Origin of the sequence: Agrobacterium larrymoorei (genome assembly GCF_037722385.1) — a bacterium.
In the GTDB taxonomy this organism is placed as follows: domain Bacteria; phylum Pseudomonadota; class Alphaproteobacteria; order Rhizobiales; family Rhizobiaceae; genus Agrobacterium; species Agrobacterium larrymoorei_C.
Genome location: NZ_JBBKAQ010000003.1, coordinates 23958 through 38607 on the forward strand (window position 1 = coordinate 23958; position 14650 = coordinate 38607).

Genomic DNA, 14650 nt, shown 5'->3' on the forward strand with positions numbered 1-14650 from the left:
GCCGTATCATGTGGAGGTAACGGAGGAGCATTATGCTTCTTCAGAGCAGAAAATGGGCGATGTCATCCCAATCCGGATTCATCGTTTCGATGAGGTCGAGCTTCCACTTGCGTGGCCATTTTTTTATGGTCTTTTCACGCGCAATCGCATCGGTGATGAGTGGATGCGTTTCGAACCACACCAGTGTCTTGACTTGATACTTGCTCGTAAAACCTGGTGTTAGATCATTTTGGTGTTCGTATAATCGACGGGCAAGATCGCTTGTCACTCCCGTGTAGAGAGTACCGTTTCGCTTGGATGCAAGAATGTAGACATAGCCTTCACGCATTCAAAACGATCGCATGGATTTCACGTGCACGCAAAACTCATCTCGAATCCCGAACCGACTTCGAAGCAATACGGTTCGCTTCAGCAACGCTTATCCGCGTCGTTTCAGTGGCCAAGGCTCATCGCGCCAGTCGAAGACCTTGGCAACGTCGCCGAGCCTGATCGTGCCTTCGCCGCGCGGTGTCAGGTTCCAGCCGAAAAGAACGCCGGGGACGCGGCGATCGGCAGACATGCGGATGCGACCCATGGCCTTCATCGGGGAGGGCACGTCACGTGAGCCCGTTTTCTGGTCCTGGGTGGTCATGATGCAGCGGGTACATGGTTTGACGAGATCGAAGCGAATGCCATTGATCTCGATCGCCGCCCAGCGATCTTCCGCCCATGCGTCATCCGTCTCCAACACGATGTTGGGGCGAAAGCGCTCCATGCCGACACTGTCTTCGCCATTTGCCAGCATGTCCGCGTTGAGAGCCGCAAGCGACGCTGTGGTCGCAACCAGGATTTGGTAGCCGTCGGCAAAGGTAACGGGCGTTTCGCTGCCGGTCCACTCGACACTGGCGAGGCGCTGCGATTGGTCGTCGAAGAAGGCAAGCTTGATCTCTTGTCCCAGCCATTGCGAAAGCGCAGCGTTGGCTTCATCCGTCGCCAAAGCCGCGTTGACCGTGGATCTCCACACCGTGACATCAAGCCTGGAGGATGAGGGCAGGGCAAGGGTTTCACCCTTGCCATCGATGGACAGGCGATAGCCGCCCTTTTCCGGCACGGCATTCAACGTGGCGATTGCAGGAAGTTCGCGCTGCGTGATGAAGTGGCCCGCGGTATCCACCAGCATGGCACGTCGGTCGCCCGGCAATCCTTCAGCTAAGATGGCGCTCTCGGAAAGCGAAATTCCTCTGGCGCTCTTCACAGGATAGATGTTCAGCTGGGTAATTTGCATGCAGCTTTCCTCAGATTTCGTCCATAAACATCTCGAGCACCTGTTGAAGGCGCTCATGCCGTTCTCTTGCAAGCTGCCGGCCCGTCTCGGTCTGAAAGCCATCGGCCAACTTGAACAGCTTGTTTTCAAAGTGGTCGATGGCAAAACGACGGTCGTCGAGCGGACGGTCCTTCGCGAGGGGATCCGTTGGATCGTAGAGCGCCGAGCCCAGACGCCCGGCAATATAGAAGCAGCGTGCGGCACCCACGATGCCGATGGCATCGAGCCTGTCTGCATCCTGCAGGATTTTCGCCTCAAGCGTCTCCGGCGTGAGATTGGCGGAAAAACTATGTGTCAGGATAGCGTGGGCTACCGCGTTGATATCGGCGGTCGCCCATCCGAGTTCGGCAAGGATACCGCTCGCCTTTTCAGCGGCCAGACGCGAGGCCTGTGAGCGCAGCGGCGAATTCTTCTCGACTGCCACGCAATCATGCAGCAGAACGCTTGCGGCGAGCACCGTCCCGTTCCCGTCCTCCTGCTCATTGATACGCATAGCGTTGCGGAAGACGCGGTGAATATGCGCAAGATCATGCGAGCCATCGTCACCCTCCGCAGAGTGCGGAATGAGCGTTTTAGCAAGCGCCTCGTACGGCGCAAAAGACGCAGCATGCATTCGCGATTCCCCAATCTCGTGAGATCGCGTTTTAGAGCGGGTGAGGCAGCCGCGCAATCACTGCTGCGCTGTGTCTTCCTTCGGCTTGGCAGTCAGGATCTTCTGGTAGAAGAGACCGATGCCGATGAGTACAACGCCGAGCCCGATGAAGGAGAGTGCGCGCAACACGCCTTCCAGATTGCTCATATCAATGAGGAAGGCTTTGGCCACAGCGAGCAGAACCAGCGCGGCGGAGGCGAGACGCAGACTTTTGGCATCGAAGCGTGAACCGAGCGCCAGAAGCAGCACGCCAATGGCAAGCCAAACGACGGAATAGCTATAGGTCTCTCCCTGCAGAAAGCCCTTCCAGTCCGCGATATTCTCGCCCTGCCAGAAGCGACGCACCGATAGCGTGGCCCAGGCAAAGCCAAGTGCTGCTCCCCAAAGTGCGAGCAGGGCAACGTAAGGCTGAGGTCGCTTGTCTCGTGCATAATATGCCAGTCCCGCATAGGCAGCACCCGGCAGCAGGTAGCCGATGAGAAGCAGGTTGAAGAACGGCCAGCGTCCGGTATTTTCGCCAGTGAAGTACGGGTTCAGCACGAAGAAATGCGCAATCAGCACGTTGATCATGGCTAGGCAGCCGGCGAGCATCGAGCCGTAGCGGAAGACCGGGCTGGGGCTCTTCAAGTCGAGCGTCATCAGCACGCCGGACATGCCGATCGTCAGCAGCGTGTAGATGGATTGTTCGCCAAGCGTTGGCACGGCATCGTTCAATACGCCGCCGTTCATGGCGTGGCGGGTAAGGATCGCCAGCGTCAACAGCACCATCAGGCTTGCAAGAGCCTGAAGGAAGTTTCGAACGCGCACATCAGGAGAATGCCGCAACAACCAAGCAGACAGCGCCGCAAGTAGGGCAGGGATGCCATAGCCTGCAAGAAGCGCATTGAAGACCGGCGTGGTACCAAGGTTTTGCGGACCGACGATCGTCGGCTCCCATGCGATCCGGCCAAGGACGGTGATAAGTGCGAGCGCCATGACCCAGGCAAGAGCCGGCCAAGGACGACGCTGCGTCCCAAGGACGTAGATAAAGCCCAGAAGCGGGATGAGGATGATGGTTGCAAGTCCATTCGTCAGGGCATGGATCGTCAACAGGAAGCCGAGGAACGAGCCGACCACGAGAATGTTGACCGGCCGCCCGAAGGCGGTGTCCGAGCTTCTGTCGAAACGATAAGCAGCGCCGAAAAGAACAAGGCCGACGGCCAAGCCGTAGGTCGCATGCAGCCAGTCGCGCGTCAGATTGCCGTATTCTAAGAAGCTGATAACGCCAAGCCCGACGGGAACGATCGAGCCGATCAAGGCCCAGAGTGTCCCGAAGGCCGGATCCTTCGATGTTCTACGACGGATGGCTTCGACGGCAAACAGCAGGAAAACAATGCCCATGATGCGGGTGATCGACGCCTGCAGGCTGTGATCCACCGCCACGGAAACAGGTGATGCGACAACGTTTGCGGTCGACAGGAAATCGAGGCTGTTTTGCGCCAGAATATTTGCGCAGCCGAGTGCTGCGAGCGAAGCGAAGATGGCGGGCCAAACCGCATGAAGGCGTCCAGCTCCGAGCGCCGCAAGGCCAATGATCAGCACGGCAACGACGAAGGCCGGGTGCATGCTGATGCCTGCGCTGGTGGCGAGCATGGCAAGTGCGGTCAGAACCATCGCCAGCGACGCAGTGAGATTGATCGCCAGTGGCGGCCTCGCCAGAAAAGCAAGAACGCGGTTCGCCGCTTTTCCGGAGTCTTCTTCCGTTGGAGGTAAACGGTTTTCTGCGACATGCTCGTAGACTTTGCCGGGCCAGATCCAGATGGACCCTGCGATCATGGCGAGAAGGGCAAACATGACGGGCTCTGCGGAAACCGTGTTCGACGCCATGGTGTAGCCGATGGTCCAAAGGCCAAGACCGATGTTGGCAAGAGCCGGAACCACTTTCCAGCGCTGGTATCGCGCTGCAAGTGCCGTTGCCACCCAGGAGACCGTGAGGAAGCCGAAGAGCGCCCAGAAGTTCGGTGTCTCGCTGGCGATCAAAGCCGGCGTGACCATCGAGCCGAACAGCCCCAGCCCTGCGAGCGCTTGACCATGGAGCAGCGACAAGCCGAGTGTGGCGAAAGCCACCAGCGCAAGCAGGATGAAGGCCGTCGTCGGTCCGATATATTCGTAGATGCCGTAAGCGGCGAAGACCACGCCAAAGAGTGTCAGCGAGGCGGCGGCAGTCAGCACGCCGGGGATCATGGCGTTGGAATAGGCAGCCGCGATGCCTGGCATTGCCCGGCGGCGGATCGCTTCACCGGCAGCTGCAAGCAGAAGACCGAAGAGGGCCGCCATGGCAAGCCGCACGGCGGGGCTCAGAAGATCATTTTCGATGGAGTATTTGACCAGCAATATGCCGCCAAGACCAAGCGTGATGCCGCCCAGCCACACGGCCCAACGGGCGCCAAGCCGGCTTTCGAAGCTTTCCTTCTGCGCCGACTGCTTGGTTGCAGCGTCGACGGAGACAGCTTCTTCCTGCTTGAATCCTTCCGCCGTTGAGGGGGTTGGCAGTGGAGGTGATAGAGTGTTTTGATCTTCTTCGGGAGCGTCCACCTCGGCTTGCAAAGCTGGGCGGGGCGCGTTTTCAGCGGCGACGTCGGCTGCTTCTTTCAACGGCTCTTGAGTCTCTGCGGAGACGGTAACCGGCGAAATACCTGCCGCCATCTGGGCCTTGAGGTTCGTGACTTCCTTTTCAAGCTCTGCGAGGCGTCTGGAATTCTTTATGCTGGCGTTTAAGGTGTAGAAAAACGCAACAACATAGCCGACGATAAGAAGCAGCAGGAAAGACGTCATAAGCACTCCGCGTATAGCTCTGTTTTTTAAAGCCTTTTATTGCGGTATCTGCAAGCGTCTTGGCCTCTTTTGATTCCCGTCGCGTCGTTTAGCATGCTCCTCAGCTGCTGGTGCGGTCAGCGATCCATTCCTTGGCTAACTCGACATCGTCAAATCCAAGATCGTGATTGCTCGGCAAAACTCTGACCTCTACTTCGGCGCCGCTGCCTTTCAGAGTGTCTGCAAGCCCATGTGCCCTGTCGCGGTGTCTGTCAGTCTCCCCGGCGGCGAGTAGGAAGCGCTTGGAGGCGAAATCGACGGCAGGCCAGTGCTCGAGGACCTGCATCGGGCGAAGCAGCAAAGCATCGGCCGCCCAATCGGGGTGAAGGGCGAAGAAGGCGGCAAGGAAGTTTGCGCCGTTGGAGTGTCCAATGAAGCTGAGCTTGGTGCGATCAATGCCGTAAGACTGGACCGCACCGTCCATGAAGGCGGCAAAGGCTTCCGCTTCAGACGCAATATCCTTCTGGTCGAAGTTGAGATCGCCGAAGCGCCGAAACCAGCGTGCCACATCCTCTTCAGTGCTACGGCCGCGCACGCCGAGCAGCGTGGCGATGGGATTGGCGCGATGCGCCAGCGCCATCAGGCTGGTCTCGCTGCCGCCGGAGCCGTGAAGCAGAACGACGGTGCTGCCGTCAGGTTTGGAAGGTGTGTGAAAACGATGCACGAAAGGCAGGTCGCGGTAGATGACACGCTCCTCTCCCGGCATGGAAAATTGTGGGAGCGCCACGCGCACGTCTTCCTCATCGCGCATAAAAAGCGGCGGAATGAACAATTCCTCGCCAAGCTTTTCCAGCGGCTCGTCGACGGTCATGCCCGGCGCGTCGGTCGCCATCTCGATCAGAACGCCGCCCGGCTCGCGCACATAGAGCGAGTGAAAGTATTTTCGGTCATGCGCATTGGTCGTGGAAGAGTTCAACGATTTCAGCCGCTTCAGCGTCTCGTCCAATTCGTTCATATCGCCAGCGCGAAAGGCGATATGGTCAACCGTGCCTGTTCCCGGCGCACTGGACCAGAAACCCGTCGCGTCACGAACATCGATAACATCGCCCGAGGTGGATGACATGCGGCGGATTGCTCCCTGCTTGTCCTGCCGCGCGTAGCCGAAATAATTGGAGAAGAAGCTTTCGGTCTCTTCCGGCACTTCGCTCAGAACGGTAGCGCCGCGGATGCGGCGGATGGCGTGTTCCAGCGGAATGCCGAGCGCGTCATGCGGCTGGGCTTCGGGAAACGCGCCGGTGCCGACGAGCTTGAGGATGATGCCGTCGGGGTCCTTCAGCCGGATGACCGGTTCACCGAACTCCTCCATCGGTCCTTCTGTATGAACGCCCGCCTGCAGAGCGCGCGTCAGCCAAAAGCCTATGCTCGCGGGATCAATGGCGAGAGACACTTCAAGTGTCTGGCCGTAACCGACGCGTCCGTGTCCACCGTCTTCCCAAACAAGAAATGTCATCAAAGAGCCGGGGGAGGCCGCGTAGTCGCCGTAAAGGAGATGCAACTGCATGGCGTCTTCGAAGCCGGCCGTCCGCTTCACCAGTCGCAGCCCCAGAAAACCGGCGTAGAAATCCACATTGGCCTGAACCTTACGCGTGATCATGGTGATGTGGTGAATGCCGAGGGCGGATGTCATGCGTGTCTCCAGACTGTCGTTAATGAAGCCATCTTCATTGTCCTGGCGGATTTCGCAATCCACGCCCGAAAGAACGATGTGTTCATATCCTTATCACCGCCTGTACGACATCTGTATTTCGCCTATTCCATCGGCGGTATGCCTCGCTCGACAACGTCGTAAGATCAAAAAATATGCAGAATAAAATTTGCGCATTTTATGAGCGATTAGTTCTTGCAAGCGAGAATAAAATTGGTTTGTATGACGGCAACAACACAAAAAACCTCCAGAGGAAAATTTCTGAATGTTCACGCGAAGGCTGTTTTCAAAGACAGCGGCTTTGGCCGCTCTTTCCATGTTCGCCGGCATCTCCGCCGCACCCCTTGCAGCTCTCGCCGATACGCCGATCAAATTCACGCTCGATTGGAAATTCGAAGGGCCAGCCGCGGGCTTTCTGCTCGCACTCGACAAGGGGTACTTCAAGGCCGAGGGTCTGGATGTCACAATTGACAGCGGCAACGGTTCCGTCGAAGCCATTCCGCGCGTGGCGACGGGCGCTTACCAGATGGGGTTCGGCGATATCAACTCCGTCATGAAGTTTCTGGACGAGGACCCTTCCCAGAAGGTGAAGGCCGTTTACATGGTCTATGAGCGGCCAACCTTCGCTGTCGTCGGCCGCAAGTCCTTGGGCGTGACGGAAGATCCCAAATCGCTGGAAGGCAAGAAGCTCGGAGCACCGCCGCCGGATGGCGCCTTTGCCCAGTGGAAAGCCTTCAAAGAGGTCGCCAAGATCGATGACAGCAAGATCACTATCCAGTCCATCGGTTTCCCCGTGCGCGAACCCATGCTGGCAAAGGGCGATGTCGATGCGGTCTTCGGTTTTGCTTTCTCGGTGATCCTCAACCTGAAGGCTCAAGGCATCGCGGATGACGATATCGCCACGATCCTCATGGCAGAGCACGGCTTGAATCTCTATGGCAATGCCGTGCTGGTAAACACTGATTTCGCTAAGGAAAATCCACAGGCTGTGAAGGGCTTTCTCAAGGCGCTGGCCAAGGGCTTTGCGGATGCTGTCAAGAACCCGGAAGAGGGCGTTGCTGCGGTTCTGAAGCGCAATGAGACGCTGAACCCTGACATCGAATTGCAGCGCCTCAATATGGCAAATTCGATGAACATCAAGACGCCCTACGTGATCGAAAACGGCATGGGTGGCGTCGATCCGGCACGCCTTGCGGCATCCATGGAGACGCTGAAAGTTTCCATCGGCCTCAAAGGCAACGTGAAGGCCGAGCAGGTTTTCGACGCAAGCTACTTGCCGCCAAAGGAAGAGCGCATGCTGCCGTAGCGGTGGCGTAGAATAAGGCAATCCAACAGCCGGGCCGATCGCTCCAGGGAGGTCGGTCTCTGGGATCGGCGCGCCTTGTGCATTTTGAAGTATGACAGGAACTTAGGAATATGGCTCATCTGGTGGAGATCGACGGCGTCGATATGCGCTACGGCGGCGCTTCGGGAACGCTTGCCGTTTCGAACCTGACGCTTAACGTGGATCGTGGAGAATTTGCAGCTGTCGTAGGCCCATCAGGCTGCGGAAAATCCACGCTGATGAAACTCGTGACAGGCTTGCACATTCCCCAGTGCGGCAATGTTATCGTTGGCGGCAAACAGGTGACGGAGCCAGTTTCGATTGTCGGTATGGCGTTTCAGAACCCGACGATGCTGCCATGGCGCACCACGCTTGAAAACATCCTCCTGCCGCTGGAGATCGTCGAAAAGCATCGCCGGAGGCTGCGCACCAACAAGGCTGAGTATATCGCCAAGGCCGAGCGTCTGCTGGAAATCGTCGGTCTGAAGGGATTTGGCTCGAAATTCCCCTGGCAGCTTTCCGGCGGCATGCAGCAGCGCGCCAATCTTTGCCGCGCGCTCATTCACGAGCCGGAACTTTTGATGCTGGACGAACCGTTTGGCGCGCTTGATGCTTTCACCCGTGAGGAGCTGTGGTGCGTCATCCGCGATCTTCATGCGGTCCAGCGGGTCACGATCATCCTCGTCACCCATGATCTGCGCGAGGCGGTCTTCCTGGCCGACAAGATTTTCGTGATGAGCGCAAGGCCAGGCAGGGTGCTGGCACAACACCGCGTGCCCTTCGAGCGGCCGCGCCAGCTGTCCCTGATGTATGAAAAGGGCTTCAACGACATGGTTCAGGAACTGCATGGCGAAATCGCCCAGGCGAGGGTAGCGGCATGAGTGCGGTTGTCGAAGGCCAGGTCGTGTCAACGCCACCAAAGCCATTGATCGCCCGCGTCAATTGGGTCAAGGCAGCGCCATGGCTCTATACCCTGGCACTCTTCGCTGCCTGGGAACTGCTGGTCTATGCGCTGAAAATGCCGCAGACCGTGCTGCCGTCGCCAACCCGCGTGGGGCAGGCCGTGGTGCAATATTGGTCGCCGATCTGGAAGAACTCGCTGCAGACGCTTTATACCACGACGCTTGGCTTCGCGATTGCCGTGGTCGCGGGTCTCGGCATCGGCCTCTTCATCGGCTGGTCGAAAACGATCTACGCGGGACTATACCCGCTTATGATCGGCTTCAACGCCATCCCAAAAGTAGCACTGGTTCCCGTTCTCGTCATCTGGTTCGGCATAGGCACTGTGCCGGCGGTGCTCACGGCCTTTCTGATTTCCTTCTTCCCCATCGTCGTCAATGTCGCGACCGGTCTTGCAACCATTGAGCCGGAAACCGAAGACGTGCTGCGTGCGCTCGGCGCCAAGAAGATGGACATCATGCTGAAGGTCGGGATCCCACGCTGCATGCCGTATTTCTTCGGCTCGCTGAAAATCGCCATTACCCTTGCCTTTGTCGGCTCCGTGGTCTCAGAAACAGTGGCCTCCAATTACGGCCTGGGCAACATGATGAGCTCAGCTCAGAGCCAGTTCAACGTACCGCTGGTCTTCGCCGGGCTGTTGATGCTGGCGGTCGAAGGCATCGCCATGTACGCGATCATGGCATGGGTGGAAAGGCGCATGACAGGCTGGGCACACCGCTCGACCATGGGGCAATAAGGCAGAACGTCGATGTCGAAGTAAAAAGGCCGGTCTCCCGGCCTTTTGATTATTCAGAGGGCGCTTCCTCGACCTTCGCCGCTCGCTCGTCGAAAGCAAGTTTCAACGCTTTCGTCATATCGCGGGTCGTTGCAAACCAATTGGCGCTGCGCACCCAATAACGCAGTTTGATGGTGGCGCTGTCAGCGGAGGCAGAATCGACGAAGGTGGTTGGTGCCGGGTCGAGCAGCACTCGGCTTTCATTGCGTGCGATCTGCATCAGCATGTCCTGCGTCTCGGTAATGCTCTCACCCTTCGGAACCGTCACGCTCAGTTCATGGCGACGCGATGGAAAGCGGCTGTGGTTGGTGATCGGCACGTTCCACAGGGTTGAATTGGGCGCGAGGCGATAAAGCCCGTCACTGGTCTTCAACTCAGTCGCGAACAGGCCGATTTCAATAATGGTGCCGGAAACGGCGCTGGTCTCGATATACTCCCCAACGCGAAATGGGCGAAGAACGAGGAGCATGATCCCCGCTGCTATGTTCTGCAGCGTGCCCTGTAGTGCCAAACCGATGGCAAGACCTGCGGCACCGAGCGCTGCGAGAATGGAAGCAGTCTGCACCCCGAACTGGCCAAGCACCATGACCATGACCAGAATGAGGACAACGTAGCGAATGGCACCTGCGAAGAAACCTGCAAGCGTCGCGTCAAAGCCGCGAATGCGCGAAAGACCTTGGAACGCCCAGCGCTGAAGGAAGGTTGCTGCCAGCCAGCCGATGATGAGCAGAAGAAGCGCGCCGATGACGGAGAAGGAGTATTGGACCGCCAATGCACTGGCCTGCCGTAGAGCGGCCTGCGACGCGACGATGATATCCGTTGCCTGTTGTTCCATGGATCGTCCCTTCATGGTCTTTCAGTGTCTGGATTGGTAACGATGGGTTATGGCTCGGGTTCCCGTTAAAATTGGTTCACGTCCCGAAGCGGTAGCACGAAGGGGACATTACCGTCGGTGTCCGCTCCGCGCCCGATAGCCTTGATTGCGCTCACCAATCGGCCCTTGCGGCCCAGCAGCCTGTCGCCGATTTCGATGATGCGGGGATTCGGGGTAGAATAAGGCGAGATGGTTCTGAGCCTCCGCGCCAGAGCAGTTTCTTCCTGGTCCGGATAGAGAGCCAGTGCTGCGACGATGGCGGCAGCCGGCGAGCGGGAAACGCCCATCCAGCAATGGATCAGAAGCGGTGAGGCCTGATCCCATTCGCGCGCAAATTCGATCAGCTGGAGAACATGCACATCATCCGGCGCAATCAGTTTATCATTTCCCTTGAACGCAATATCGTTCATCTGCAGCGTCAGATGCCGCTCGGCAGCAATCACGGCCGGGCGATGAAACGCCTGTTCCTTTGCGATCAGGGTGACCATTTCACGCACCTTGTGGCGCACGGCCATTTCTCCGATGCGGGAGAGGGGCGAGACGACGATTGCGGTCATGATAGAGCCTTGCGCAGTACTTCGATCGCCTCGAAGCGTTCGATGAAACGGCGCTGCGCTTCCAGTGCTGGAACCGGATCGATTGCGATCATGTCGCGGCTGATGCCGCGTGGCAGGCCGAAGAATTTCTGGGCTTCGGAGAGCGAAAAGCCAGCGAGCTCCGTTGCCTCGAAGAAGGCTGCAACCGTGTCCGCCTTCTTGATGCGATCCTTCAACTCTCGTGTCGGGTGGGGCGGAAGAGAAAAACGCAAATGGATAGCGGCTTCCAGCCGAGCTTCCACACTCTTGTAGCCGCCGCCGACGACGGACTTGAAGGGCGAAATCATGTCGCCGATCACATATTCCGGTGCATCGTGCAGCAACGCCATCATCATGTCGTTCGGGTTCGCGGAGGCATTCAACTGGCAGAAAATCGCCTCAACGATGAGGCTATGCTGTGCCACCGAGAACGCATGGTCGCCGCGAGTCTGCCCGTTCCACCGCGCAACGCGCGCCAGACCATGAGCAATATCGGCGAGTTCGACATCGAGTGGCGAGGGGTCGAGAAGGTCGAGACGCCTGCCGGAGAGCATGCGCTGCCATGCACGCGGAGCCTTGGACGATGCCACCTTTTAATCCTCGGCGCTTGCAAGCGGATCGACGGATGGAAAGCTGATGCCGGTCCATGCTGGTAGAGCGACGGTGACGGCTGTCTCCCCAGCGGTCATCATATTGCCTGAAGCCATGGCGTCCGCAGCCCGGTCGATACGGATGATGGCAAGGCCCTGATTGCCGATGACGGTGCCGAGGGCTCCGATCGATTTGCTGCCAGCCACAATCTCGGTGCCGGAAGGCGGAAGAGCGTTTACGGCAGAGACGATAACGACGCGTCGACGCGCTGTCCCACGGTGCTTCATGCGGGAGACGACTTCCTGGCCGACGAAGCAGCCTTTTTTGAAGGAAACGCCGTCATTTACATCCATCAGCACATCATGCGGGAAGGCATCCTGAAGCGCGTAGTCGCTCCCCGATACGACAATTCCATTGGCGATACGTAAGGCATCGTAATCGGAACTGTCGTCCTCGGTAAATTTGCCGGGCAAACGGTAGAGCGACACGCCAGCTTTTGCAAAGCGATGGTCCGCAACGCCGTCCGCCGGTGCATCTTCGTCCCAGTAGACGCTGACGCCTTCGACGTCTTGGGCTTTGAGATCGACCGCAGCGCGCAGCTTATACATGGTCAGACGGCGCACCAGCGGTGCCTGTTGGTCCGCACTCGTCTCCAGGGCATAATCCGTCCCATCGCGCGAAATGAGAAAGTCGAACAGAATCTTACCCTGTGGCGTCAACAGGGCGCCTGCGCGTGCTTCGCCCTCACCAAGTAAATCCAGATCCGTCGTAATCAGGTTTTGCAGGAAGTCAGTCGCGGCCTCGCCGGCAATGCGGATGAAACGACGGTTGGGTAGAAAGGCGCTGGACATGGCACGACCGTTCGGCTGGGTTCATCTACATCATCGGACTGAAATCACAATCGATCTCTTGAAATCGCGATGCGAGATTTAAAAAGTGGAAGCGCCGTGCATCAGAGAGGAGAACGGCGCTCTAGAGTTAGGATTTTTGCCGCTCAAGAGCAAGCGACGGAATTCGTCCGAGGCAGGATCAGTCGCCCGCGCCGAAGGACTTCCACTGGCCGTCAGGTGAAATGCCGATACGGTAAAAGCTGTAATTGCCGTAATCCTGCATGTCTGCCAGGTCCCCGGCAGTGATGATGCGCAGAAGCTCCACCTTTTCCGGTTTGGTCAGCGTGTTGAGCGCCTTGCCGGCAAAGTAGGGGAAGACATACATCTCATCCGGCGTTCCGGCATCCACATGAGCATAACCCGTGGAGAGGAGGTCGAGGATGATTGCGAGCACTTCCAGCCCGTCCGGATCGCCGGAAAAGCTTTTCAGTGCAGCGATAGGATCGTTTCCTTCGCCATCGACACGTGTCTGGTTCGGACCGGCATTGATCAGCGGGCGCAGCTTTTCGATATCGCCGCTGGACGCTGCATCAATGATCAGCTGCCGCAGACGACGCACCGGCTCCGGCGCCTTGCTGATGTCGTGTTCGATCTGGGCGGAAATTTGCGGCGCCTCGTTTTGCTCGGGCGCTGCCTGTTCCTGTGCGCCTTGGCGGTTTACCAGCGGATCAGGCATCGGAATGCCGTCAGAGCCTTCTTCGACCTGCGCCGGTTCGGAAGACTTGGGCGTCTCCGATGCCTGCGCCTGTTCGGTTTGGCCGCCTGGACCCGGCTTCAACTCAGACAACGCATTGGCCGCATGGGGCAGGGCCGTGGCTGAGAGGGTCAGCGAAACAATAGCAATAAGCGCGGCGGAAGACCGCGCGGTGTCATGACGGAAAGACAACATCGATAAACTCCCGCTTACTGGATGATCCGCTGCGGGGAAAATTCGCCAGCAAGCATACGCTGGCGCAATGATTCGAGCATGGCCTCTGCGCCGGCTTCGCCGTGCATACGAATGGTTTCGCGCATGGCCAAGGCTATAGCGGCATCTGCGATGATCTCCGGCTCGATGCCATCGGCCATACCATCGGCCCAGGCTTCGTTTTGATGTTCCAGAGCGACCTGCATCTTTTCATGCGCGATCATATCGTGGATTTCGTTACGGCTCGTTTGCATATTTCATCCTCGACAGGGCGTCCAAGTCGTTACCACCCTGTTAACAACTCTAACAGTCTTTTATCAAAACGGCACGCCCCACGGCGAAAAGAGGTTAACAATCCTCTAATTTCCGAACCGGGACGTGATTTCTTGTGCGAGTGTTGCGCCTTCGTTACGGTATTTCTCTTCTGCCGAGAGTGCTGCTGGTGTGCAACTCGTATGAACGGCAGCGAAAGTGCGATACCCGCGATTGAAAGCCGCGGTCATTCTCTGCTTGCGCTGCGGCTCATTCGCCGTGTCCGCTGCCAGAATATCGCTCATCGCCTTGCGCCATTCCTGTGGCCCTGTGGAGGGACAAAGCGTGCGCAGATATTGAACCGCACCCAGAATTTCCGACAACCGCGCCAACTTGTCGTCGTAGGGCGCTGGCTTGCTTTCCTGAGGGACAGGCGCGGGAGGCTGCGGCGGTTTTTGACTGGCGGCCTGGGAGGCGACGGGGAGGGTCACGCTCACCAACAATGCTGACAAAAAACAAACCTGTCGACCCATGACTTTACGCGCAACCCAACATCGACTCGTGACGAACTCTCACCAGATAGCTATGATTCTAGTGTTCATGCAACTGGCCTAAAAGGCGCTCGGCGCATTCGAGTACACTTTCTGGTGCGGGGAGACGTCTTATCTCTTCCATCGTAAACCATCCGGCATCTGCCGCATCATCCGCTGCAAGAGCCGCGGCCTGTTCGTCCGCCTCGACAAGGAACACCGACAGCAGGAAGTGGCTGGTTAGTTGCCCCGCGGTGTCACGCGATGGCAGATCATAGGTGGCGAAAAGCTGTGGATTGTGGGCAACGATGCCCGTCTCCTCCAATAGCTCCCGAAGTGCGGTCTCCGCCGGGGTTTCGCCAGGCTCGCCCCGGCCACCGGGGAAGGCAAACATGTCTTGCGACGGCGGATTGATACGACGCACCAGCAACAATCGGTCGCCCCGCCTCAGAATGGCTGAAGATGCGGGCTGGGGAAGAGGCATGCGTTGTCCTTCAAAAGTCTCGCTTTCTTTAACCA

16 protein-coding genes are annotated in these 14650 nt (G+C 58.1%); 3 read left to right on the plus strand and 13 right to left on the minus strand.

The genetic code is table 11. The features are described 5' to 3' along the window. Positions 1-40 precede the first annotated feature (40 nt). The 5 genes from WKI41_RS05160 to WKI41_RS05180 form a co-directional block, all read right to left on the minus strand. A complete protein-coding gene (locus WKI41_RS05160) occupies positions 41-328 on the minus strand; it encodes a GIY-YIG nuclease family protein (RefSeq protein ID WP_340192450.1) in 288 nt (95 codons plus the stop codon). 90 nt (positions 329-418) lie between these two features. Next, positions 419-1264 carry an MOSC domain-containing protein gene (locus WKI41_RS05165; RefSeq protein WP_340192451.1) on the minus strand — a complete coding sequence of 282 codons (846 nt, stop codon included), beginning with the start codon at positions 1262-1264 and terminating at the stop codon, positions 419-421. A gap of 10 nt (positions 1265-1274) precedes the next feature. Next, the gene (locus WKI41_RS05170; RefSeq protein ID WP_340192452.1) at positions 1275-1916 is read right to left on the minus strand and encodes an HD domain-containing protein; all 642 of its coding nucleotides are present in this window, start codon (positions 1914-1916) and stop codon (positions 1275-1277) included. 57 nt (positions 1917-1973) lie between these two features. Then, positions 1974-4769, minus strand: a complete 2796-nt coding sequence (locus WKI41_RS05175) for a DUF2339 domain-containing protein (RefSeq protein ID WP_340192453.1) — start codon at positions 4767-4769, stop codon at positions 1974-1976. Positions 4770-4869: 100 nt separating this feature from the next. Beyond that, complete coding sequence (locus tag WKI41_RS05180; protein ID WP_340192454.1) at positions 4870-6435, minus strand: VOC family protein; 1566 nt, start codon at positions 6433-6435, stop codon at positions 4870-4872. 334 nt (positions 6436-6769) lie between these two features. On the opposite strand from WKI41_RS05180, the gene WKI41_RS05185 reads away from it, so the two are divergent. The 3 genes from WKI41_RS05185 (at position 6770) to WKI41_RS05195 (ending at position 9473) form a co-directional block, all read left to right on the plus strand. Then, the gene (locus WKI41_RS05185; protein ID WP_425340998.1) at positions 6770-7759 is read left to right on the plus strand and encodes an ABC transporter substrate-binding protein; all 990 of its coding nucleotides are present in this window, start codon (positions 6770-6772) and stop codon (positions 7757-7759) included. Positions 7760-7869: 110 nt separating this feature from the next. After that, positions 7870-8658 (plus strand): ABC transporter ATP-binding protein, encoded by a 789-nt coding sequence (locus tag WKI41_RS05190; protein WP_340192456.1) that lies wholly within the window; start codon positions 7870-7872, stop codon positions 8656-8658. Further along, the gene (locus WKI41_RS05195; RefSeq protein WP_340192457.1) at positions 8655-9473 is read left to right on the plus strand and encodes an ABC transporter permease; all 819 of its coding nucleotides are present in this window, start codon (positions 8655-8657) and stop codon (positions 9471-9473) included. The genes WKI41_RS05190 and WKI41_RS05195 overlap by 4 nt, the downstream gene beginning before the upstream one ends. Before the next feature lie 49 nt (positions 9474-9522). Here the strand turns inward: WKI41_RS05195 and WKI41_RS05200 are convergent, their stop codons facing one another. The 8 genes from WKI41_RS05200 to WKI41_RS05235 all read right to left on the minus strand — a co-directional run bounded on the left by WKI41_RS05200 (position 9523) and on the right by WKI41_RS05235 (position 14615). Next, positions 9523-10347, minus strand: a complete 825-nt coding sequence (locus WKI41_RS05200) for a mechanosensitive ion channel family protein (protein WP_340192458.1) — start codon at positions 10345-10347, stop codon at positions 9523-9525. A 65-nt stretch (positions 10348-10412) separates the two neighbouring features. Next, complete coding sequence (locus WKI41_RS05205) at positions 10413-10943, minus strand: tyrosine phosphatase family protein (protein WP_340192459.1); 531 nt, start codon at positions 10941-10943, stop codon at positions 10413-10415. Beyond that, entirely contained in the window at positions 10940-11551 is a 612-nt protein-coding gene (locus WKI41_RS05210; protein ID WP_340192460.1) for a YfbR-like 5'-deoxynucleotidase, read from the minus strand. The genes WKI41_RS05205 and WKI41_RS05210 overlap by 4 nt, the downstream gene beginning before the upstream one ends. Positions 11552-11554: 3 nt before the next feature. Then, positions 11555-12403 carry a folate-binding protein YgfZ gene (locus WKI41_RS05215; protein ID WP_340192461.1) on the minus strand — a complete coding sequence of 283 codons (849 nt, stop codon included), beginning with the start codon at positions 12401-12403 and terminating at the stop codon, positions 11555-11557. A 178-nt stretch (positions 12404-12581) separates the two neighbouring features. Next, positions 12582-13331, minus strand: coding sequence for a hypothetical protein (locus WKI41_RS05220; RefSeq protein WP_340192462.1), 750 nt, complete (start codon positions 13329-13331; stop codon positions 12582-12584). Between the two features lie 14 nt (positions 13332-13345). Beyond that, on the minus strand, positions 13346-13603 hold the full coding sequence (locus tag WKI41_RS05225) for a hypothetical protein (RefSeq protein ID WP_062425653.1): 258 nt from the start codon (positions 13601-13603) through the stop codon (positions 13346-13348). Positions 13604-13708: 105 nt separating this feature from the next. Next, complete coding sequence (locus WKI41_RS05230; protein ID WP_340192463.1) at positions 13709-14134, minus strand: TIGR02301 family protein; 426 nt, start codon at positions 14132-14134, stop codon at positions 13709-13711. A 58-nt stretch (positions 14135-14192) separates the two neighbouring features. Next, complete coding sequence (locus tag WKI41_RS05235; protein WP_340192464.1) at positions 14193-14615, minus strand: NUDIX hydrolase; 423 nt, start codon at positions 14613-14615, stop codon at positions 14193-14195. Positions 14616-14650: the final 35 nt, after the last annotated feature.

Excerpts from the sequence above, each read along its gene's own strand:
- WKI41_RS05160 (WP_340192450.1), bottom strand. The coding sequence starts at position 328 with ATGCGTGAAGGCTATGTCTACATTCTTGCATCCAAGCGAAACGGTACT.
- WKI41_RS05165 (WP_340192451.1), bottom strand. The coding sequence starts at position 1,264 with ATGCAAATTACCCAGCTGAACATCTATCCTGTGAAGAGCGCCAGAGGA.
- WKI41_RS05170 (WP_340192452.1), bottom strand. The coding sequence starts at position 1,916 with ATGCATGCTGCGTCTTTTGCGCCGTACGAGGCGCTTGCTAAAACGCTC.
- WKI41_RS05175 (WP_340192453.1), bottom strand. The coding sequence starts at position 4,769 with ATGACGTCTTTCCTGCTGCTTCTTATCGTCGGCTATGTTGTTGCGTTT.
- WKI41_RS05180 (WP_340192454.1), bottom strand. The coding sequence starts at position 6,435 with ATGACATCCGCCCTCGGCATTCACCACATCACCATGATCACGCGTAAG.
- WKI41_RS05185 (WP_425340998.1), top strand. The coding sequence starts at position 6,770 with ATGTTCGCCGGCATCTCCGCCGCACCCCTTGCAGCTCTCGCCGATACG.
- WKI41_RS05190 (WP_340192456.1), top strand. The coding sequence starts at position 7,870 with ATGGCTCATCTGGTGGAGATCGACGGCGTCGATATGCGCTACGGCGGC.
- WKI41_RS05195 (WP_340192457.1), top strand. The coding sequence starts at position 8,655 with ATGAGTGCGGTTGTCGAAGGCCAGGTCGTGTCAACGCCACCAAAGCCA.
- WKI41_RS05200 (WP_340192458.1), bottom strand. The coding sequence starts at position 10,347 with ATGGAACAACAGGCAACGGATATCATCGTCGCGTCGCAGGCCGCTCTA.
- WKI41_RS05205 (WP_340192459.1), bottom strand. The coding sequence starts at position 10,943 with ATGACCGCAATCGTCGTCTCGCCCCTCTCCCGCATCGGAGAAATGGCC.
- WKI41_RS05215 (WP_340192461.1), bottom strand. The coding sequence starts at position 12,403 with ATGTCCAGCGCCTTTCTACCCAACCGTCGTTTCATCCGCATTGCCGGC.
- WKI41_RS05220 (WP_340192462.1), bottom strand. The coding sequence starts at position 13,331 with ATGTTGTCTTTCCGTCATGACACCGCGCGGTCTTCCGCCGCGCTTATT.
- WKI41_RS05225 (WP_062425653.1), bottom strand. The coding sequence starts at position 13,603 with ATGCAAACGAGCCGTAACGAAATCCACGATATGATCGCGCATGAAAAG.
- WKI41_RS05230 (WP_340192463.1), bottom strand. The coding sequence starts at position 14,134 with ATGGGTCGACAGGTTTGTTTTTTGTCAGCATTGTTGGTGAGCGTGACC.
- WKI41_RS05235 (WP_340192464.1), bottom strand. The coding sequence starts at position 14,615 with ATGCCTCTTCCCCAGCCCGCATCTTCAGCCATTCTGAGGCGGGGCGAC.